Below are 19,852 nucleotides of genomic sequence, written 5' to 3'. Positions count from 1 at the left end.
CCGCATACTTATCCAGATAAAACAACAACTTTTCCGTATAAGTCAAAAACAAAAAAGCTGCCTTATATAAAGACAGCTTCTTATTTAAATCTAGCCAATCAACGCTATTTTAAATGATTAATACCAGTTCATTAATGAAACACCTAGTCCAACATAGGTCGCACGGTGATTATAATCAATCAAACTTTCGCCATATCCATCAAACAATTGAAAATGACCACGTAACTTCCCTTTAATAGGGAACGCCCAATCAAACTGCACTGCACCATGTGAATCATCCCCACCTTTTAAAGAATGACGTAGCATCAAAGAAAAATCATTGTCATTCCAACGATAGAATGCGGTTAAATCACCACGACCAATATAATTTTTAATATCAGGATTATTGTCATCCTGAAAATCTTCTTCAATGCGATACCACGGACGCACCATCAAAGCAAAATTATCTTTTTCAAATCCAAGATTTAAAATTACTCGATTCCAGCTACGTGAAAGTGGATCAGAACGTCCATTTGACTGATGATTCAACGTCAAACCTAATAAACGTCCATTTAAACCCAATAAATTATAATTGGTTCGAAAAATTAAACTTGCTTCAGGCTCGTAATTTGTTTCACGAAATGGACGGGACTCTTCACTGTTGTAAACTTGCCAACGAGAAGATTGTGTATATCCTACCCAAACATCACCATTATTTCCAAACACGTTTTCAGCAGCTTTGGTTTTTAAAGAAATCTGGAATTTTGCTTCCATAGACTTTAAATTTTGATCTTCTTCCACTGTATTTTGGGGGTTTGGGCTCTGTGGAAATTCATTTTTCTTACTGGTCCAAAATGCAGGAAGTAAATATACAGGTTGATTCGCCCGAATATTCCATGTACCTAACTTACTATCTTCTGAAAGCTCCCAACGTCGATCAAGTAATGAGGTGTTGGGATCAATTTTATCACCATGAATTGCAAATAAATTTTCAGCTGTCTGGGTAATTTTGTCTTTTAGTGTTTCAGGTTCAACATTGGCTTTTTGAATATCTAAGGCAGCACGTTGCTCTGACACCAAAACTTGCGGAGCAACCGCAGGCGTTTTAAATATTTTATCGTAACAAGCCAAACGATCAGCGTTAGATTCGAGTGCAACACAGGCTTGTGTACTTGCAGGATTTACTTGTGCAGTATCATCTGCGTGTACAATGGTCACCAAACCAAAACTGAGCATCATTAAGATGCTCAGATTTAATGGTGTACGTTCAAAATTTTTGAACGACATAGAATTCTCCAGAAAGAATTTATAGGGTTAATTTACTTTCTTAATTTCAAAACCTAATTGTTCCAACACGTCTTTTTTTACAACTGGAGCGACTACAGCTCTTACAGGCTTTTGCTCAAGTAAATAAGTTTGTGTGACACGCTTAAGGTCATCAATAGTAACGTTTAATAAGCGTTCGCGTAATTGCTTTCTAAACGCAGGTGTCCGTCCATGAAGCAATGCATAACATGCAGTAATGGCCTCACCTGCTGGTGATCCAGGTTTATCCATACTCGAAACTAGACCAAGAATTGCTTCTTCAAGTTGATAATCATGCTGCTCTTTATGTAATAACCAATCTAGACTTGCCTCAAAGTCTTGGAATGTTTCTGCAAGGCGCGGATCTCGATAACTATAGAATCTGAACGAGCAAGCATTGCCGTCATAGCTTGCACCACCACCATATGCTCCGCCTTTTTCTCTAATGGCACTATGTAGGAAACCATTCCGTAAATAGCCTGCAAGTACCATTAACGGCGCAGCATCTGGATGTGCAACATCTACAGCTTGGTAAGCAGAAGCACAAAATTGAACATTGGCTTGAATTAACCATGCTTGATCTGCATCGCTCTCATCCATAGCCACTTGAGTTAAATAAACATGAGATTGATCAACCTTAAGCTTATCCCAAACAGTTTGAACCTCTTCAACTAAACGCTCTGAATGATGCTCTTCACACACCAATAAAAATTGTTTTGGTGCAAGCATTAAACCTTTATGAATTGATTTTAACTCATCTATAAACGCATCATATGCCGCATCATCTTTTTCAATTTTTGCAATCAAATCACCTAGCCAATTCAATGCGCCTAGGCCTGTATTGTCATAATCGCGTTTTGCTAACGCACTCATATGACGTGAGGCAATTTGCATCGCATAACTATGGCCAGAACCAGATAAACGAGAAGCCCAACGGGTTTTACGTTGTTGTAAAAGTTCGATAATGCGATCTTTTTCATCAAAACGTAACTGCTCAAAAGCCAGTTTAAGCAACTGAATGGCATCAAATTTATCAGTTAAAGATTTAGTTGTTAAAGTCAACCATGCACTGATTTGACCTTTGTCATCGGTTTTAGAACGAAGCGAAGCGCCCATTCCCAAGCCGCCACTGACAGCAGTCTGTAACTGTTGAAGTTCAAGATAATCATATTCGCCCGCCCCCACTTCTCCCATGAGAACAGACAGTAAGTTGAAATAAGGCGATTTTACAATTTGATCTGGAATTTGAATCAATACTTGTTGGTAGTAAATTCCGTTTGTACCTGCATGGTACAGATGTAATGGTGTATCTACCCCATTGCAAATCACTTCACGCAATTGACCTTGAACAATGGCCAATTCAGCAGGAATATCCTCCAAACCGACTTTAGGCAATAAGCTCAAATCATCTGGTGTTTCTTGACGGATTTTTAAAGCTTCTGTCTGAGCAATAATTTCAGCTTTATCTGCTTCAGACAAAGCCTCACCAATTTTCGCTAAACGTGATTTTTCATCTTCTGCTTCTTGAGCAGATTTATTTGCATCTGGAACTAAAGTCATTTGTACACGATGTGGATTATCCAATAAATGAACTTGAATCAAATTAGATAACCACATCGGATCTTTGAGTTCTTCTTTTACTTCTGCAATGGCAGTATCTACATCCCAGGCATGGATTGGATCATTATGATGAATTGCATTACCCAAACCATTGAGGATCAGCGTTAAACCATACGGTGTACCATCACCACTGATTTCACGTTGATGTAATTCAATTTGGTGCAAAATTGCATCAACCATTTCTTTATCAATAGGCTTTGAAGCAACATCTTGAAGAATATTGAGTACACCATTTTTAAATTCTTCAGTATGCTCAGGGTTTGAACCTTGAACACCACAATAGAACGTCATTTCATAGTTTGAATCATCTACACCCATGATTGGACCCGTAGACTGCGCATAACCACATGTTTCTAAATAATGGCGCAATGGCGAAGCTGAATTTTCTAAAAGAATCCCTTCAACTAAACGCATACCCAAGCGAAGTTTAACATCACTGGTCTTCGGCAATAACCAAGACAAAATATGGTACGTCTTTTCTTTTAAATCTTCTGCATCAACAGCATAGGTTTCTTGTACTTCAATTGGTGCTGTGAGGCGCTGCTCTTCTTTAGAGTAAATCGTTTCACCTTTACTGAATTTGGACAGCGCCAACTTTTCAAATTGTTCTTGCAATTTATAAGCAGGCTCATCACCAAAGGTCATAAATACAGCATTACTTGGGTGATAATGTGATTTATAAAACGCTACTAACTCTTCATAAGTTAAGTCTGGAATATCCTTTGGATCACCACCAGAATTATAATGATAAGTTGTTTTCGGGAACAAATGATGTGCAAGCTGATGATAAAGCTGGTCTGAAGGCGAACTCATCGCTCCCTTCATTTCATTAAATACCACGCCTTTATAAACAGGTTCACCATTTTCAAGCTCAATACGAATACCTTCTTGAGCAAAGTCCAATGGATTTAAATTGGCAGCAAAAGCAGCATCTAAATAGACTTCCAATAAGTTCTGGAAATCCTTTTTATTTTGTGTTGCAAATGGATAAGCCGTCCAATCTGCTGCCGTAAATGCGTTCATAAATGTGTTTAATGAACGACGAATCATCAAAAAGAATGGATCACGTACAGGAAATTTCTCTGAACCACATAACGCTGTATGTTCAAGAATATGCGCCTCACCTTTGGAATCCATCGGTTGAGTACGAAAAGCAACTAGAAACACATTTTCGTCATGATCTGTTGCTAAATGGTAGTGCATCGCACCAGTCACTTTATGTTTATATTCAGACACTAAAATGTCTAAAGCTTCTACATGGTGTTGACGTACCAGCTGAAACGCAGGATGAACAGTTTGAGATAAGGTTTCAGTGACATCTACAGTCATGCGATCTCCAATATTAAATATTTATCTATACGTTTAAGTATAACCGAAACTTAAATAAATGCGATTCATTCCTAAAACTAATTCTTAGTAAATCAATCAGAATTAATCGCGAATTACTGTCAAAATATCAAGAATGAGCAATGGGATAAATAAAAAAAGTGATGATCAAAAGATTCGATCATCACTGTAAAACTTCACTTTTTTTACTCAATATTTTTAAATTAGTGATGCTTATGTTTTTTCTGTATCCCAACGCTGAGCAATAAAAATACAGATCAAAATTACACTCAACAATACAGCTGATGCTATGAAGTGACTCAGGGCTAATCCACCATGATCAATTGGTTTATCTAGAAAATCACCAACCACAGCACCTAATGGTCGAGTAAGCACAAATGCGCTCCAGAACAAAATAACTCTGGATATTTTTGTAAATAAATACAAAGTGATGACGATTAAAATCAATACCACATATAACACAATCCCACCGCTATAACCCAGTCCTGCTGTATCTGATGACCAATCTCCCAATGCTGTACCTAAAGTTTGCGAAAAGGTAATGGTTAACCAATAGAACAGTTCTGCTCGGGGCTGATTAATATGTGGTGAAATTGTTCCTTCAACCTTATACCAAGCATATAAAGTCAACAATACCAAACTGAGTAATAACGTACTTCCACCGAAATAGCCAATACCCAGTGAGCGATCGACAAAGTCTGCTAATGTGGTCCCCACTGTCGTACTTGCAATAATGGTAAACCAATATAAATAGGGGTGAAAAGCCTTAGCCCGAATTTGAAAATAGACAAAAGCGATAAAGATAAAAGCAAAGATAAAGGTTCCTAGCAAATACCCTAAATTAAGCGACATTGACACAGCATCACCGGCCGTTTCACCAAAAGTGGTTGCAAAGATTTTGGTGATCCAAAATAGTAATGTGACTTGCGGAACTTTTGCAATCAGCACATCTAAATCATTTTGCTTCATTTCACATATTCAGCAATTATGCGTTAAAAGCTATAGTCTATACTTCGACTTAAAATAGAATTAAAATGTGAAAAAAGTCACTTAACCCTCTTAAAGACTCAGTAAGATTTGTATTTAGTACTTATCATGACTTTACAAAAACTGATTAAATATGGCTTATCTATGTTTAGGTTTTTGTAGAAAAGAATTACTTAGGCTATTTTTAGTATGTTTACCAAGAAAACTATTTTTGGAGATCAATACAAATTCGTCTCCAAAAATCAAGATGACCTTAAAGCCTATCTTTGTAATCCAGCAGCATTTTCAAATTATGTTGTTGCGTAACATTACAGATTAGAGACCAAAGGATTTCCAAATTCACTAAATTAAATATTTAAAGTAATTATAATTTGGGTGATTTGAGACAAAAACATAATTTTGCTTTTGGTAAAATGGCGCTGCATCTTTTTCACTATTTAAGCACAATGCAGAAAAATTGGGTTTTGCTCTTTTTTCAAGTTCAAGCAATAAACTTTTACCTAATCCATTTTTGCGGTATTCAGGCAATACATAAAAACGACGTACCCGACCAATTTTATGCTGAGTTTCAGGGTTATGCTTTGTATCACCATCTTCACTGATTTGAATATTTAAACCACCGCATGCAACCAGTTTATCTCCATCAAACGCAACCAATAAAAATTCACCATGTCGATTAAATTTATTGGTTCCTTTCTGAAATTCATCAACCAACCGTTGAATAAAATGAAACCCTTCTTTCTCAGCAACTATAGCTAAATCTTGAATTTGCGCAGGCAATTGATCTACCTGTTGAATTAAAATATTCACTCAACCTCCAATATGTTTAGGGTCTGTAGACAGTTTTAACTTTATGCCTATGTTTATTTCCAAACAAAACCTAACCTAGCAATCTAATTTAATCACGCACATTGATAAAAACAATGGCTTAAATGAAGCAAAAATCATCTCAAAAACAGTTTTGTTCAGCACACAAGCAGATTATAAAACTCCAACAAACCATATTTGACAAATGTAATTGAATTTTTTTCAACAAACTACTGTAAAGCTGAGCATTCGTGTAAACTTTATGTTTTTAACATTGATGTGATGAAGAACATGGCTACAGTTGACCTTTTTGCAATTGGTAACGCGCTCATTGACCAAGAATTTAAAGTATCAGATCACTTTTTAGCTGAACAAAATTTGCAAAAAGGCACCATGCAACTCGCAGATGGTGAGTCCCAAACTCAGCTATACAATAATTTAAAAGCTAGCCAAAATTATAAAGGTCAAGCATCTGGTGGTTCAGCTGCCAATACAACAGTGGCATTTAGTGCATTAGGTTCTTCAGCATTTTATGCCTGTCGTGTTGGAAATGATGATCTAGGCACAATTTATCTCGATGGTTTAAATGAAGCAGGCATCAAAACTTCTAAAAAATCCATCAGTGAAGGCGTTACGGGCACCTGTATGGTTTTAGTCAGTGGGGACTCAGAACGCACGATGCAGACTTATCTCGGTATTACTGCTGAGCTTTCAGATCTACAAATGGATTTTGAACCTTTAAAGACAGCACAATGGTTATATATCGAAGGTTATTTGTCTACAAGTGATTCAGCACGAGCTGCAGTAAATCAAGCACGTCAAATTGCACGTGATCACAAGGTTAAAATCGCATTAACTCTATCAGACCCAGCTATGGTGCAATATGCACGTCAAGGTTTAAATGAATTAATCGATGATGGTGTAGATCTAATTTTCTGTAATGAACAAGAAGCTATGATGTATACAGAAACTGACTCTGTAGAAGCTGCGCTCAATAAGTTAAAAATGCTAAGTACTGATGTGGTCATCACCTTGAGTGAAAAAGGTGCATTGGTCGCAGATCAAAAACAACATTTTTATGTTCAAGGTCGTAAAGTAAATGCAGTCGATGCAAATGGCGCTGGTGATGCATTCTCAGGTGCTTTCTTATATGCTTTAAATAATGGTGAAAATTTACAAACTGCGGCACAACTTGCTATTCTTATTTCTAGTGAAGTGGTGTCTAAATTTGGGCCACGTCTAGACGTTGCAGAATACGCAAATCTACTCGAAACGTTCAAAAAGGAATGTGCATAAATGTCTGAAAAAATTGCAATGACCGATGAAATTGAAGAGCGTAAGGCACGTGCGTTTGACACAATGACAGGTGATACAATTTTTATCACTCAACGTGATGGTGCATTTTATGCCTATCAAAACGTCTGCCCACACCTACAAACTGAGTTAGAATTTCTTGAAAATCAGTTTTTAGACCAAGATGGCGAATATATTCAATGCTCTACACATGGTGCTTTGTTTGAAGTTGAAACAGGTGAATGTATTTCAGGACCATGTCTGGGTGATAAACTTGAAAAAGTAAATATTTCAGTCCATTCAGATGGTGGTATTTACATCGAGGACGAATAAGATTGGAAACTGCCATGCTTGGATTTTTATTTGAACATGAATTAATGCCCTTTCACCTCAGTGTCTTGGCTTTAATTCTGCTGAGTATGGCAGAAACTTTTGGCTACTATATCGGCTTACGGCCAAGTACCTTTCTGAAAAAAATTTCACCAGATTGGCTCATCGAATCCCCCTTACTACAAGTTAAATTTTCCAAAGTTCTTATTTTCGTTTTTTTATTATTGAATTTTAGTTTTGCAGGCTATTTTTTACAGCTATCTATCTTTGCCAGCAAACAAGTTTTTGCCGCTTGGTATTATGTGGTTTTACCCGCATTGGTGATTGCAATCTTCTTTACCGTGTTTATGATTCATTGTTTGGATCAGGTGATAAAACCTAAAGTTGCATTGAATCAAGTTGACTTGCTTGGACGATTAGCTACTGTTTCTAGTGGTAATGCACGCCCAGGTTTTTCAGCTCAAGCACGAGTACGTGATGAAAATGGACAGCTTCACTATATCCAAGTCGAACCAGAATTTGGTGAATTAGAATTTCAATCTCAAATTATCTTAATACGTTTTAGAAAATCCCATTATATTGCGAAGAAGATTTCAATTTCAAATCATCTATTTAGTTCAGACCAATATTAATTCATAATTTGTTCATTTAAGTCAACATTCTTTTGTGCGACGTATTAGTACAATTACTCACTATATTTTTATATCTTGTTCTCCCCCATAAACTTTAATAAAATAATAACTTTACATCAAGAAATGAAGCAGAATTTAATGCAATAGTCTAAGCGAAAACTAAACTTAATCAGCAATAATTTCAGAGATCTATAGCTAAATTTAAACATGTTCTACGAGATGAAAACCACCCTTCACACTGATAGCTCCACTTTATAACCCACTAAATATTGCATAACATCCCCCCTAATTTACGACATCGCAAAAATTAGAATTTACTCTTTAGAATAAACATGAAACCACAATCCGATATTTTACTCTTTCATCTTTTACATGAGCCAATGGGGCTCTTACTTTAAGTAAAATTCTAGTAAAAAGTCTATTATTTATTAAAACATAAAATCGTACTTGTGTAAGAATTCAAGTGGTTGATTTATTTTACAGCACAATTATAAAAATTTAAAACCAACTCTTTTAATCAGATTAATTTTTAAAGAAAAAACTAAATCAAACTAATTTAGTTGGTTTAATAAAATCTAAACAATACCATTCTAGTTGGTTTTATTTTTATTAATTCTAAGTGTTTTGATCAACTTTAAAATCAATAAAATTTAGAATATTTTTTAACAAAGTAAATTTTTAACTACTTGTTTAATATAAATTTAATAATATATTTTTATTTTAACTGTTTTATCTATTTATTTCCTGTTGCGTTTTGTTTAATAATATAAGCATATTTAAATAATAGGCTTAACGCATGAGCTTAAAACCTAACGATTTAAACCGTCGGCTTGTCAGAGAAATTGCAGTCATATTAATAATTAAGATTGCTCTTCTAATGACGATCAAACATATCTGGTTTGATGCTCCGACTATTCCTAAAGATTTTGATAACCAAGTTGCTGAGCGTATTGCTGGCAGTCCTTCCCAAATCAAGGAGACACGTTGATGATTTCTGAAAGCGTGGTCGATCTTTCGCGGTTCCAATTTGCAATGACCGCGATGTATCACTTTATATTTGTACCACTTACTCTAGGTCTGGCTTTTATTCTTGCCATTATGGAAACCACTTATGTGATTTCTGGTAAAGAAATTTATAAAGACATGACCAAATTCTGGGGCAAACTTTTTGGTATTAACTTTGCTTTAGGTGTAACCACTGGTCTGACGATGGAATTCCAGTTTGGTACAAACTGGGCGTACTACTCTCACTATGTGGGTGATATTTTTGGTGCGCCACTTGCCATTGAAGGATTGATGGCATTCTTTCTAGAATCAACTTTTATTGGTTTATTCTTCTTTGGCTGGGATCGCCTTTCAAAAGTTCAACATTTAAGTGTGACATGGCTAGTTGCGCTGGGTTCGAATTTATCCGCATTATGGATTTTAGTTGCCAATGGTTGGATGCAAAATCCTGTCGGTTCAGAATTTAATTTTGAAACCATGCGTATGGAACTTGTCGATTTTGGTGCTTTGATTTTTAACCCAGTTGCTCAAGTGAAATTTGTTCATACGGTGTCAGCAGGTTATGTGACTGGTGCAATCTTTGTTCTTGCCATTTCGAGTTATTACTTATTGAAAAAACGTGATTTACCATTTGCGCGTCGCTCTTTCGCCATCGCTGCAATCTTTGGTTTAGCATCTACACTTTCAGTAATCTTACTAGGTGACGAATCTGGTTATGAGCTTGGTGACGTTCAAAAAACTAAGTTGGCAGCAATTGAGTCTGAGTGGGAAACACATCCTGCGCCTGCGCCATTTACTTTATTTGGTATTCCAAATCAGGAAGAACAACGTACTGACTACGCTATAAAAATCCCGTATGCAATGGGTATTATTGCCACACGTTCACTCGATAAAGAAGTCACAGGTCTTAAAGATTTGATGGTTCAGCATGAGGCCCGTATCCGTAATGGTATGGTCGCATATAGCGAACTCGAAAAACTTCGTGCTGGTGACCGTTCGCCTGAACTTATGGCATCGTTCAAAGAAAACCAAAAAGATTTAGGTTATGGCTTACTTCTCAAAAAGTATACTGAAAATGTAACGGATGCTTCTGAAGCACATATTCAAGCAGCAACAAAAGATACGATTCCAAATGTAACCGCATTGTTCTTCTCTTTCCGTGCAATGGTCGCTTCTGGTTTCTTGATGCTACTCCTGTTTATTCTTGCAACATTTGCTGTGGCAAAACGTAATGCAGAAAATAAACCGTGGTTACTTAAATTTGCATTGTTTGCACTGCCATTACCTTGGATTGCAGCACAAACAGGTTGGTATGTGGCTGAAGGCGGTCGTCAACCATGGACCATTGGTGAAGTGTTGCCTACACATCTGTCTGCATCAAGTTTAAGCACTGGCGATGTATGGGGATCAATCATTGCATTAGCCGCGTTCTATACGGTGTTATTGATTATTGAAATGTATTTAATGATCAAATTCTCACGTTTAGGACCAAGTTCTTTACATACAGGCAAATATCACTTCGAGAAACTTGAAGCTCAGCAAGCTCAAACTGGGGAGAATCAATCATGATCGAATATGAACTTCTCAAAATTATCTGGTGGGTTTTAGTCGGTGTTCTACTGATTGGCTTTGCCCTGACAGATGGTTTCGATATGGGCTCAATGGCACTCATGCCATTTGTAGGTAAAACTGATGATGAACGCCGTGCAGCAATCAATACCATTGCACCGCATTGGGAAGGCAACCAAGTTTGGTTCGTGACTGCGGGTGGTGCACTATTTGCTGCTTGGCCTATGGTTTATGCAACGGCCTTCTCAGGTATGTACTGGGCGCTCTTGCTGGTCTTATTTGCACTCTTCCTTAGACCTGTTGGCTTTGACTATCGCTCTAAACTTCAAAATACTCAATGGCGTAATTCTTGGGATTGGGGCTTATGTATCGGTGGAGCTGTACCTGCGCTGGTTTTCGGTGTTGCATTTGGTAATATGTTCTTAGGCGTACCGTTTACTTTAGATGAGACTGTACGTTCAACTTATACAGGTAGCTTCTTTGCCCTACTCAATCCATTTGCCTTGGTTTGCGGTATAGTAAGCTTGTCGATGCTGTGTGCACATGGTGGCGCATGGTTAATGCTGCGTACAGATGGTGTATTACGTCAACGTTCTGCTAAAGCCACACAATTGATGGGCATTCTCTTCTTAGTTACCTTCTTGGGCGTTGGTGCTTGGTTATATTTTGGTGGCATCGAAGGATATACTTTGGTACAACCATTTAATACCAATGCTGTTGCTAATCCGCTTGCGAAAGAAGTATTAACAACGGGTAACCATGGTTGGATGAATAACTATTCAATTTACCCGATCACCATGCTTGCACCTATTTCTGCAATCCTTGGTGCAATCCTGATTATCTTTGGTGCTGGTAAAAACAAAGCTGGCGTGAGCTTTACAGGTTCTACCTTAGCAGTGACTGGTTCAATTTTAACTGCTGGTTTTGCACTATTCCCATTCTTAATGCCATCGAGTATCAACCCAACTGTAAGTTTAACCATGTGGGATGCGGTTTCGAGTAAGAATACATTAACAGTAATGACTGTGGTTGCTTCTATATTTGTGCCAATTATTTTAATCTATACCACATGGTGTTATTACAAGATGTGGGGCGTTATCACCAACAAACATGTTCAAGATAACTCACACAGCCTGTACTAAGGCTGTGTCTAAGCAAATAGGAGAATATTTATGTGGTATTTCGCTTGGATTCTTGGGATCTTGATGGCGTGTTTTGCAGGTGTGTTAAGCGCACTCTATATTGAACATCATCAAGATTTGGATGAGGAATAAACCATGACAGAGATCGCAATGACAACAAAAGAAAGAAAGCCGAATAAGTTTGCAATGGCCATTTCGTTTTTGATGGCATTGCCTCTTGCTGCGGTATTATTGATTCACCCTGGCGCAATGCTTGATGCCAATGGTCATTATAACCATAGTGCGCTCATGATGGTGATGATTGGTATTTCAGGTGGCTTTATACATGGGGTAGGATTTCTACCACAGTTTTGGTTATGGAAATGGTTATTTAGCCCCTATGTTGCATGGCCACTCATGCTATGGGGCTATTACACTTGGTTCTTGAGCTAAATCCAAAATTTGAAACAATAAAACCCTGATTTATTTAGGGTTTTATTTTAATTAGATGAAACGCTACTTTTAACACTCTTTCTCATTTCGATTAAATGCAAATCTACAATAGGTAGGCCTACATTTGCAGTTAAAGGATAATCCGCCACTTCACCCGTTTGAACATAGCCACGGCGCTGATAATAAGCAATCAATTCATAACGTACACTTAAAACCCACATAACGAAATGCGTAAAATGGCAAGGGTTGGATAGAACTTTGTCATGCACATACCGTTCAGCAAAATCTAAAACGTATTTGCCAATACCTTGATTCTGTAATTGAGCTGCAATACAAAATGTGCCGATTTCCACATCATGCTGGGTAAAAGTCAGACCAATACATGCGACAATTTGCTCCTCCAATTCAGCAACAAATAACTGAAAATTATCCTGAGTCAATGCTTGTTCTAATTGCTTGGCATTGATACGATCACCCGCGACAATTTCTGATTCACTTGTCCAACTACGACCTTCTTGCTGCCGATAGGCAGAATTAATCAGATCAACTAAATGTGTAATGTCAGATATTCGTACTGTTCTAAAATTAAGCTGATATTTTATCAAGTTTTATTTCTGTCATATTAAAGCTGAGTAAAGTACTTTATAAAACGAAAATGGTAGCGAGAAAAGCCTTATTCTCACTCCATTCCGTCTTACCCATAAAATAATTTATAATCATCAAGATGATGAATATTATATCAATCAAACCATTTATGCTTTTGCACTATTTAATCATATCTGGTGTGTCTATCATGTGGCGACATCAATGTCGCCCATTATCTGTGAAAATGCGGGGGTATTGCACGTCCCCCCTCGCCAAACAAACGCAAAACAAAGTACAGTTTTGTTTGTAGCACAAGATTGGTATTTCCCTACAAAAGTGAGACATTGCCTACACAAAGATATTTAAATTTTCAAGAAAAGATGGGGAAGTGCAAACTCCACAGAACTATAAACTAACTTTTATAAAATTGTATTATTCAGTTAAATACAAAAAAAGACCATCGAAATGGTCTTTCACATGTACTCAAAATTATTGCTCAGCTAACCAAGTCATAAACTTCTGACGTTCCGCCTTACTTGCATTTTGCCAGATTTGAATCAATTGGCGATCTGCTGAATTGGCATCACTTAAGGCTTGAGTGGTCTTAGTAACTGTGGTTGCTGCTGGTGACTGGCTTGTCGTTGTTGCATATACAGCCGCTGGTTGATTTACTGGCGCTTTCTTACTTGAAGTTAAATCAATCACTTTGCCAAATAACCCAGAACCTAACCAAGGCTTCGCTTCAGTATTTACACCAGTCTGTTGTACCACGAGGCGATTTTTATTGTCATAAATCGCAATCGTTGGTTGTTCTGAATACTTTTTTGCATCTTCAAAACGCTGAGGCGGATTCACTAAAGCAATTTTATAAGTTTGACCATCTTTTAAATCTGGCGCTGTCACTGTGACTACACCCGATTTTAAAATATCGTGTTCACCATTTAAATGTTCAAAATATTGCTGGTAACGAACACTTACTGCAACTTGACCTGCATCGACTTTATATTCATTCTTTTTACGGATTAAACCTGAATTCACTTCTTGATCGTTCACCGCCAATACTACAATTTCTTCTGGCGCAGATAAGGTGACTGCTGCAAAAACTGATCCGCTTAGCATTAAAGCTAATGCAGCAACGCCGTATTTAAATGCCATATTGCTCTACTCTTATGTCAAAAATATGTAAAATTTATTGCACTATGCAATGTCGTGATGACAGTTTTATGACAATGGTGATTTGTTCTAATTTTTATAATGAAAATATTTTCATTTTACTTATCACATAATTTCTCATTTACTGGAATAAAATCATTCATCTGCTTGTCCTGAAATCACATTTTAAAATTATTTCTTCTTATCTAAAACTAGATCCTTTGAATAGCACACATTCAGAATAAGCATAACTCTAAAAACAAATTAAAAGGATGTTCCCCATGAATAAGAAAACCATATCCTGATTTAAAGCAATAATAACGAGATATATCATTATTATTACAGCTGTTTGTCGTAGCTTATGCCACACAAACTATATATTGTAGCAACCGGTTACGCCACTCAAGCTAACCCTGTACAACGCTCAAAAAAATACCCGTAGCAAAATTGGCCACAGTTAGGCAATTAGCTATAAATACATATAGTCATCACTAATCAAAATAAAAAATAGTGCTAGCAACCAATGCCTTTATTTTGATGTATTACGATGCACTCAGTCATATAACCTAAAATTCTTCTGGTCAAATCTGAGTGTTTTTTAGTCAATAAGGTCCGTTCTACCTATGAATCAAACTCCTCATTGTCTAATGCTTTGACCCCTCTTTAAATGTCACCAATAGTCAAAACATCATTATTAGAGGGATGAATGTACCGACATTAAAGGCCACCATTGCCCAAGCCAATGATGAATGAATTTAATGGACAAGCCAATGTTATGGCAGATACTGGTGGACTCAGTATCATGCATCAACATTATGATGCGCACAATATCTGACTGGCTATAGACCTACCCTGACACAAGCGTTTCAATTACAAAAATTGCGGATGAAGAAACACTTCGATTAGGCATTTATTCATCAAAATTTAAAAAAATGGCTAAAAATACACCATCAGCTTTGGTATTCATGAACAAGAGAAAATCCTACAACCGATGTGGGATAAGTCATTAATACGCGATTTTGCTAAACTTAACGATTTTATAGTGTCACTCTGTTTAAAAAATTTAGGCTTACGTGGTGATATCCTTGTGGGCATCAATAAATTTAAATTAATGTTCACCCCTATCTCATTATTCCAGCACCACTCACCGCAACCAATCTGGCCAATGTGCAACATCGTATTGCGATTGTACGTAATGGTTTCAATGTACTGAATAAATGGAAACAAAAGATATTCTTTGTGTCATGGAATCCAACCATCAGTTGCATATTGGCAAGGGTAATGGCTTTTAACAACCCTTAGGTGCACGATAAATCCTAAACCGCCACAATGCAAAACATTACACTTTTTTCAAAGCGACTACATTTTGAGCACAGTTCTTGCTTGTTTAATATCGTGTATATCGCACAATAAAAATACTCAACAAAAAATGAGGTGCAACATGATTTTTAAAGACCATATAGTTCGTGTTGAAAACATTAAAACGATGCAAATGCTGGATAAAGCTAAGTTAGATCATCAAGTTATTGCGATGTTTATGACTTGCGAAGGCATTCCTTTAAAAAGCAGTGAAGTGACTGCGCTTTTAAAGGAATATGAAATGCTAGGACAGCACAGAGTTCCAGCTAAAAAAGCCAAGGCATTGCTTCAAGCTAAAATGGAGCATTTTGAGGATTCTGAATTACCGTGTCCTGCTGCTTACTAAGGCATATAACCATTAGGATTATTGTTTAAATCACCTTTTATCGGTAAATAGAATCAATAGATACGTTCTATTTACCGCATTTAAACCATATACAAGCTTCAGTTCTCCAAGGCCCCACATCGTTACTTTTGCAATGGGATTATAAATATTTGCTTTTCAAAATGATAATACAAGTCAGACTGCGCTATTTGTCCTGCAATAATTCTGAATGGTCAATATGTTTTGACGCAACGAAGCGACCAATATAACGGTTCTCAATCGGGTCATTTTGAATATTTTAAGTTCTTTGAGCAAGAAAATACCATAACAGCATTCTACATACGGACCAGAGGGAAAGATTAAAAAATGATCTCATTTAGAAACATCTAAACTTGCACTCAACTGGATTGAATCGTTGAGATTTAGTTTTTTGAATATCATTGAATAACAATACAATGGCTTCAATCATGATCGAATATGTATATTTTATAAAACATTCAATTTAAGCAATCAGCTTTCATCTATATAGATGTGTATAATGAAAAGTCCTTAATAATTTATACATTTATCTCTATGCTTCAAATTCTGCAAAAACAGCTGGATGAAAGTACATTTTGCCCGCTTTGTCAGGCAAGTATGTATTATGTTGAAGCTGAAGAATTTGAGAAAGAAGTCAGTTTTCACCAATGTAGCCATTGCAATCATCAAGTTTTTCAAAACAATCAACGTAACTGTCATTGTGAAACATGTCAAAGCAAACGGCGTAAACTGATTAAAGAAACTCGCTTGCAAGAAACCCGTAAGCTAAAGAAAAAAGATAACTTTGAATTAGGTTTAGACCAGCTCAGTTTTTTACATAAATTATTTTTACTGAGTATTTTAGACAATCAGGTGCATGAAAATACCAACCATCAAGAGTTTATTGATTGGGAAGTAATTAAATATCATCCCATTACACCCAATTACTATTTTCAAAGTCAACTTCTCAATCAGCTGATTAAAGATAATGTTTTTGTCGCCAAAGATTTTAGCGATGATGCCCACCAATACTATATCAACGTTCGTTTGGATGGTTATTCTGAACCGAGTATGTTTAGTATTGCAACACAACTACGCCATTGGTTCTATGAGAATCTAAGCCAAGGTATCCCATTTAAAACATCCGATGAAGTGAAAAATGCACTCTATGTTGTGCTGTATCAAGAAATTGTACAGTTTACCCAACATTATTGCCGCACGTGGGGTATCCAGATTTCGGGTAATAAAAACTTCCAAATCTTCTGTTATCACCTACTCGACACATTGGCCGTTGGGCAAATTTTCTATCTTATTCAAACTGCGCTTGAATATTTATATCAAAAAAAGGCGCTACAAGTTCGTAACGAAAACTTTATAAATACCAATATTCTCAAAAAAACAGTACAACAATATAGAGAACGTGCAATTGCAGAAAAATGGGAAACCTCAACCCTGCCACGCCCACCGAATATTCCATTGAGTAGAATGAGTGAAATACTGTTTTATCGGTTTTTAGGCTACGATGAAGGTATCTTCTTTCAACCTGTGTGGAAATCATGGAAAAAGATCGAACCCCGGTTAAATTTCTATTCACAAAAGCGCTGTATGTATTGTGGCTCAAACGAATTGACAGTTGAGTACGATGCACAAAATTATGTGACATTATTTTGTCGCAGTTGCAAACACCAAGACCACTACTTTACTCAGTAAGGAGCATCTATGAATCATCCTGAAAATATTACCCATTCTCAAACGGATCAACTTCATACACGCACTGATGTCATTTTACAAAAAGTTGTGAATGCTTGGACTGAGTTGCAAACTCAACAGCCCTTAGTCCAGTGTATTACCAATAGTGTCGCAGCAAATTATGCTGCCAACGTCTTGTTAGCTGCTGGGGCTTCACCGGCAATGATTGATAACCCATTTGAGGCTGAAAGCTTTGCGTCTATTGCTGCAGCATTAAGTATCAATGTGGGAACGCCTACGTCTGAACAAATGCAGGCCATGCAGATTTCAGCACAAACTGTAACAAGTAAAAATATACCGTGGGTTCTCGACCCTGTTGGTTATGGTGCATTTCTCAAATGGCGCAGTGAAATGGTCGATCAATTGGTTTTGCTTAAACCGAGTATTATTCGTGGCAATGCTTCAGAGATCAGTACACTTGCCGGTAATCAGGTTGAATCCAAAGGTGTAGACAGTACTGTTTCGAGTAATGAAGTCTATTTGCAAGCTTTAGCACTTTTAACCCATACTGAATGTGTTGCAATTTCTGGTGAATCTGACTTTATTCTTTCTAAACAGCTCAATAGCGTGATTCAGGTTAATGGCGGAAGTTTTTTACAGCCTAAAGTTACGGCAACAGGTTGCGCTTTAGGCGCATTAATTGCAGCGTATAGTGCGGTCACAACAGTCACGATCGCAGCAGTCTCTGCACATATCCATTTTGCGATTGCAGGAAAATTAGCTTTTGAAAAAGCCCAATCTGTTGGGAGCTTTAATGTCGCATTTCTAGATGAAATACATCAAATGAGTGCGGATAAAATTTGGCAATATGCTGATATAGAAGTCTTAAGTCTTTAGAGTACAAATATAAACTTGCTTTTAATCATTAAAATTAAGCTTAAACCGATTATGAAACCACATATGTCATTACAAGAAGAAAAATTGTTTTGGGACGCAATAGACCAGTCGAACCACAACAAAGATGCTCACTGGTCTGACTATGATATTGACCAGCATTTACAAGATCTTGTGCAATATTTATCTCAGTTGGATAAACAACAACTGATTATTTTTGAAAAAACACTTCAGCTCAAACTCTCACAACTCTATAGCGCTGAAATCGCAGAACTCTCGACAATTCTAGAATCTGAATTTACGGAAAAAGATGGTATTTTCAATTTCGATGCTTATCTATCAGATGATGGTTTTATTTATTTTAGATGTTGGTTAATCCTCAAAGGCAAGGATTTCTTTGATGACATACAAGAAGATATTCAAAACTTTGTTAGCAGAAAATATAGTTTTGATATAGGCGACACTTGGGCTGAGGGTCTACTCTATGTTGCTGATGAAGCATATAGCGTTCATTATAAAAATGAAGAAGAGTCTGAGATTCGTGATGCAGTATATTTACAACATCCAGAACATCACTATGATTTTGCAGCAGGCAAGATTGAAAGAGATTTACTCAATGGTGTTGAGTTACAAGCATGATATCCAAAACTGGTTAAAGCAATATGCGAACTTAGAAATAAATAAGTAAAAGATTGGGGCTTATCTTCTAAGCCCCAATCTGATTATTTTTGCACGAAAACTTTTTTATAAATTTCTCGTGGCATTTCAGCAAACTCTACACAGAGCTGAATTTCTAAACCCTGTGCAGAATAATCTTCAAATGACTGTAAAAATTGCGATAAATTTTCAGTCATTAAATCTTTTTGTGGTTCAGTACGACCACTTAGACCTTGTAAACGTACAAAAATAAATGCCTGCTTACTCTGCTCGCCACTTTCATCCCCAAAGCCAATCAAATAATCCGAAACTGATTGAATACGGGATTTAATATCATGTGCTTGCCCCACTAACCCTGTATCGAACAGTGCATGATTTAAGCCCAACATCAATTTCTTTTTATCTAAATTTTGAATATTGTCAGAATAATCAATAAACATTTGTGGCATGGTATTAACCGTTTGAAAGCACTAGATATTGATAAAAATTATAGCATTAATATATAAAAAAACTGTAAAATTAACGCTAAATTAGCATTTTAGCGCTTAGATTTATGAGAACTATAAAAGAAAAAGCAAGTCGTAAAGGTGTTATTTTTTAGCTTACCTTTAGCTCTACAAATTTACTTCCAAATACTAAATTTTCTAAATGATAGGGAATTCGAGATAAATCAAACACTAATCTATATTTCGTTGATTTTAATCTGTAAATATTACTTTAAGTTT

Annotated in this window: 19 protein-coding genes; 12 read left to right on the top strand and 7 right to left on the bottom strand. The window is 36.6% G+C overall.

Annotated features, from left to right (window positions below):
• Window positions 1-117: 117 nt before the first annotated feature.
• The 4 genes from WFN33_RS00335 to WFN33_RS00320 all read right to left on the bottom strand — a co-directional run bounded on the left by WFN33_RS00335 (window position 118) and on the right by WFN33_RS00320 (window position 6,048).
• Window positions 118-1,266: a phospholipase A gene (locus WFN33_RS00335; RefSeq protein WP_336950775.1), complete on the bottom strand. Its 1,149-nt coding sequence runs from the start codon at window positions 1,264-1,266 to the stop codon at window positions 118-120.
• Window positions 1,267-1,293: 27 nt separating this feature from the next.
• Window positions 1,294-4,233: an insulinase family protein gene (locus WFN33_RS00330; RefSeq protein WP_336950774.1), complete on the bottom strand. Its 2,940-nt coding sequence runs from the start codon at window positions 4,231-4,233 to the stop codon at window positions 1,294-1,296.
• 231 nt (window positions 4,234-4,464) lie between these two features.
• On the bottom strand, window positions 4,465-5,220 hold the full coding sequence (locus tag WFN33_RS00325; protein WP_336950772.1) for a COG4705 family protein: 756 nt from the start codon (window positions 5,218-5,220) through the stop codon (window positions 4,465-4,467).
• Window positions 5,221-5,580: 360 nt separating this feature from the next.
• The gene (locus WFN33_RS00320; RefSeq protein ID WP_336950771.1) at window positions 5,581-6,048 is read right to left on the bottom strand and encodes a GNAT family N-acetyltransferase; all 468 of its coding nucleotides are present in this window, start codon (window positions 6,046-6,048) and stop codon (window positions 5,581-5,583) included.
• A 288-nt stretch (window positions 6,049-6,336) separates the two neighbouring features.
• On the opposite strand from WFN33_RS00320, the gene WFN33_RS00315 reads away from it, so the two are divergent.
• The 8 genes from WFN33_RS00315 to WFN33_RS00280 all read left to right on the top strand — a co-directional run bounded on the left by WFN33_RS00315 (window position 6,337) and on the right by WFN33_RS00280 (window position 12,448).
• Complete coding sequence (locus WFN33_RS00315) at window positions 6,337-7,341, top strand: adenosine kinase (protein ID WP_336950770.1); 1,005 nt, start codon at window positions 6,337-6,339, stop codon at window positions 7,339-7,341.
• An 18-nt stretch (window positions 7,342-7,359) separates the two neighbouring features.
• Complete coding sequence (locus WFN33_RS00310) at window positions 7,360-7,671, top strand: Rieske (2Fe-2S) protein (protein WP_162242519.1); 312 nt, start codon at window positions 7,360-7,362, stop codon at window positions 7,669-7,671.
• 14 nt (window positions 7,672-7,685) lie between these two features.
• Window positions 7,686-8,300: an OB-fold-containig protein gene (locus WFN33_RS00305; RefSeq protein WP_336950769.1), complete on the top strand. Its 615-nt coding sequence runs from the start codon at window positions 7,686-7,688 to the stop codon at window positions 8,298-8,300.
• Between the two features lie 796 nt (window positions 8,301-9,096).
• Window positions 9,097-9,288, top strand: coding sequence for a cytochrome oxidase putative small subunit CydP (gene cydP, locus WFN33_RS00300; RefSeq protein WP_004719678.1), 192 nt, complete (start codon window positions 9,097-9,099; stop codon window positions 9,286-9,288).
• A complete protein-coding gene (locus WFN33_RS00295) occupies window positions 9,288-10,874 on the top strand; it encodes a cytochrome ubiquinol oxidase subunit I (protein ID WP_004719676.1) in 1,587 nt (528 codons plus the stop codon). The genes cydP and WFN33_RS00295 overlap by 1 nt, the downstream gene beginning before the upstream one ends.
• Window positions 10,871-12,016: a cytochrome d ubiquinol oxidase subunit II gene (gene cydB, locus WFN33_RS00290; RefSeq protein WP_004719675.1), complete on the top strand. Its 1,146-nt coding sequence runs from the start codon at window positions 10,871-10,873 to the stop codon at window positions 12,014-12,016. The genes WFN33_RS00295 and cydB overlap by 4 nt, the downstream gene beginning before the upstream one ends.
• 30 nt (window positions 12,017-12,046) lie before the next feature.
• Window positions 12,047-12,148, top strand: coding sequence for a cytochrome bd-I oxidase subunit CydX (gene cydX, locus WFN33_RS00285; RefSeq protein WP_002120988.1), 102 nt, complete (start codon window positions 12,047-12,049; stop codon window positions 12,146-12,148).
• A gap of 3 nt (window positions 12,149-12,151) precedes the next feature.
• A complete protein-coding gene (locus tag WFN33_RS00280) occupies window positions 12,152-12,448 on the top strand; it encodes a cyd operon YbgE family protein (RefSeq protein ID WP_336950768.1) in 297 nt (98 codons plus the stop codon).
• 47 nt (window positions 12,449-12,495) lie between these two features.
• On the opposite strand, the gene WFN33_RS00275 is transcribed toward WFN33_RS00280, so the two are convergent.
• Window positions 12,496-13,053, bottom strand: a complete 558-nt coding sequence (locus WFN33_RS00275; protein WP_336950767.1) for a GNAT family N-acetyltransferase — start codon at window positions 13,051-13,053, stop codon at window positions 12,496-12,498.
• Between the two features lie 469 nt (window positions 13,054-13,522).
• Window positions 13,523-14,188, bottom strand: coding sequence for a YccT family protein (locus tag WFN33_RS00270; protein WP_336950766.1), 666 nt, complete (start codon window positions 14,186-14,188; stop codon window positions 13,523-13,525).
• A gap of 1,438 nt (window positions 14,189-15,626) precedes the next feature.
• Between WFN33_RS00270 and WFN33_RS00265 the strand changes: the two genes are divergently transcribed.
• The 4 genes from WFN33_RS00265 (at window position 15,627) to WFN33_RS00250 (ending at window position 19,109) form a co-directional block, all read left to right on the top strand.
• Window positions 15,627-15,890 carry a hypothetical protein gene (locus WFN33_RS00265; protein WP_336950765.1) on the top strand — a complete coding sequence of 88 codons (264 nt, stop codon included), beginning with the start codon at window positions 15,627-15,629 and terminating at the stop codon, window positions 15,888-15,890.
• 552 nt (window positions 15,891-16,442) lie between these two features.
• Window positions 16,443-17,597, top strand: a complete 1,155-nt coding sequence (locus WFN33_RS00260) for a hypothetical protein (RefSeq protein WP_336950764.1) — start codon at window positions 16,443-16,445, stop codon at window positions 17,595-17,597.
• A gap of 9 nt (window positions 17,598-17,606) precedes the next feature.
• On the top strand, window positions 17,607-18,473 hold the full coding sequence (gene thiM / locus WFN33_RS00255) for a hydroxyethylthiazole kinase (RefSeq protein ID WP_336950763.1): 867 nt from the start codon (window positions 17,607-17,609) through the stop codon (window positions 18,471-18,473).
• Between the two features lie 63 nt (window positions 18,474-18,536).
• Window positions 18,537-19,109, top strand: coding sequence for a DUF4240 domain-containing protein (locus tag WFN33_RS00250; RefSeq protein WP_336950762.1), 573 nt, complete (start codon window positions 18,537-18,539; stop codon window positions 19,107-19,109).
• A gap of 83 nt (window positions 19,110-19,192) precedes the next feature.
• Here the strand turns inward: WFN33_RS00250 and WFN33_RS00245 are convergent, their stop codons facing one another.
• Window positions 19,193-19,576, bottom strand: coding sequence for a 5-carboxymethyl-2-hydroxymuconate Delta-isomerase (locus tag WFN33_RS00245; protein ID WP_336950761.1), 384 nt, complete (start codon window positions 19,574-19,576; stop codon window positions 19,193-19,195).
• Window positions 19,577-19,852 lie beyond the last annotated feature (276 nt).

This window comes from Acinetobacter sp. AS167 (assembly GCF_037152175.1).
GTDB lineage: Bacteria > Pseudomonadota > Gammaproteobacteria > Pseudomonadales > Moraxellaceae > Acinetobacter.
Note: the sequence above shows the minus strand (reverse complement) of the source record. Positions and strands in the feature narration are given on the sequence as shown.

What these genes read in the sequence shown, in the direction of transcription:
- WFN33_RS00305 (WP_336950769.1), top strand. Translation starts at nt 7,686, where the DNA reads ATGCTTGGATTTTTATTTGAACATGAATTAATGCCCTTTCACCTCAGT.
- WFN33_RS00260 (WP_336950764.1), top strand. Translation starts at nt 16,443, where the DNA reads ATGCTTCAAATTCTGCAAAAACAGCTGGATGAAAGTACATTTTGCCCG.
- WFN33_RS00245 (WP_336950761.1), bottom strand. Translation starts at nt 19,576, where the DNA reads ATGCCACAAATGTTTATTGATTATTCTGACAATATTCAAAATTTAGAT.
- cydX (WP_002120988.1), top strand. Translation starts at nt 12,047, where the DNA reads ATGTGGTATTTCGCTTGGATTCTTGGGATCTTGATGGCGTGTTTTGCA.
- WFN33_RS00250 (WP_336950762.1), top strand. Translation starts at nt 18,537, where the DNA reads ATGTCATTACAAGAAGAAAAATTGTTTTGGGACGCAATAGACCAGTCG.
- cydB (WP_004719675.1), top strand. Translation starts at nt 10,871, where the DNA reads ATGATCGAATATGAACTTCTCAAAATTATCTGGTGGGTTTTAGTCGGT.
- WFN33_RS00330 (WP_336950774.1), bottom strand. Translation starts at nt 4,233, where the DNA reads ATGACTGTAGATGTCACTGAAACCTTATCTCAAACTGTTCATCCTGCG.
- thiM (WP_336950763.1), top strand. Translation starts at nt 17,607, where the DNA reads ATGAATCATCCTGAAAATATTACCCATTCTCAAACGGATCAACTTCAT.
- WFN33_RS00325 (WP_336950772.1), bottom strand. Translation starts at nt 5,220, where the DNA reads ATGAAGCAAAATGATTTAGATGTGCTGATTGCAAAAGTTCCGCAAGTC.
- WFN33_RS00270 (WP_336950766.1), bottom strand. Translation starts at nt 14,188, where the DNA reads ATGGCATTTAAATACGGCGTTGCTGCATTAGCTTTAATGCTAAGCGGA.
- WFN33_RS00265 (WP_336950765.1), top strand. Translation starts at nt 15,627, where the DNA reads ATGATTTTTAAAGACCATATAGTTCGTGTTGAAAACATTAAAACGATG.
- WFN33_RS00280 (WP_336950768.1), top strand. Translation starts at nt 12,152, where the DNA reads ATGACAGAGATCGCAATGACAACAAAAGAAAGAAAGCCGAATAAGTTT.
- WFN33_RS00310 (WP_162242519.1), top strand. Translation starts at nt 7,360, where the DNA reads ATGACCGATGAAATTGAAGAGCGTAAGGCACGTGCGTTTGACACAATG.
- WFN33_RS00315 (WP_336950770.1), top strand. Translation starts at nt 6,337, where the DNA reads ATGGCTACAGTTGACCTTTTTGCAATTGGTAACGCGCTCATTGACCAA.
- WFN33_RS00295 (WP_004719676.1), top strand. Translation starts at nt 9,288, where the DNA reads ATGATTTCTGAAAGCGTGGTCGATCTTTCGCGGTTCCAATTTGCAATG.
- cydP (WP_004719678.1), top strand. Translation starts at nt 9,097, where the DNA reads ATGAGCTTAAAACCTAACGATTTAAACCGTCGGCTTGTCAGAGAAATT.
- WFN33_RS00335 (WP_336950775.1), bottom strand. Translation starts at nt 1,266, where the DNA reads ATGTCGTTCAAAAATTTTGAACGTACACCATTAAATCTGAGCATCTTA.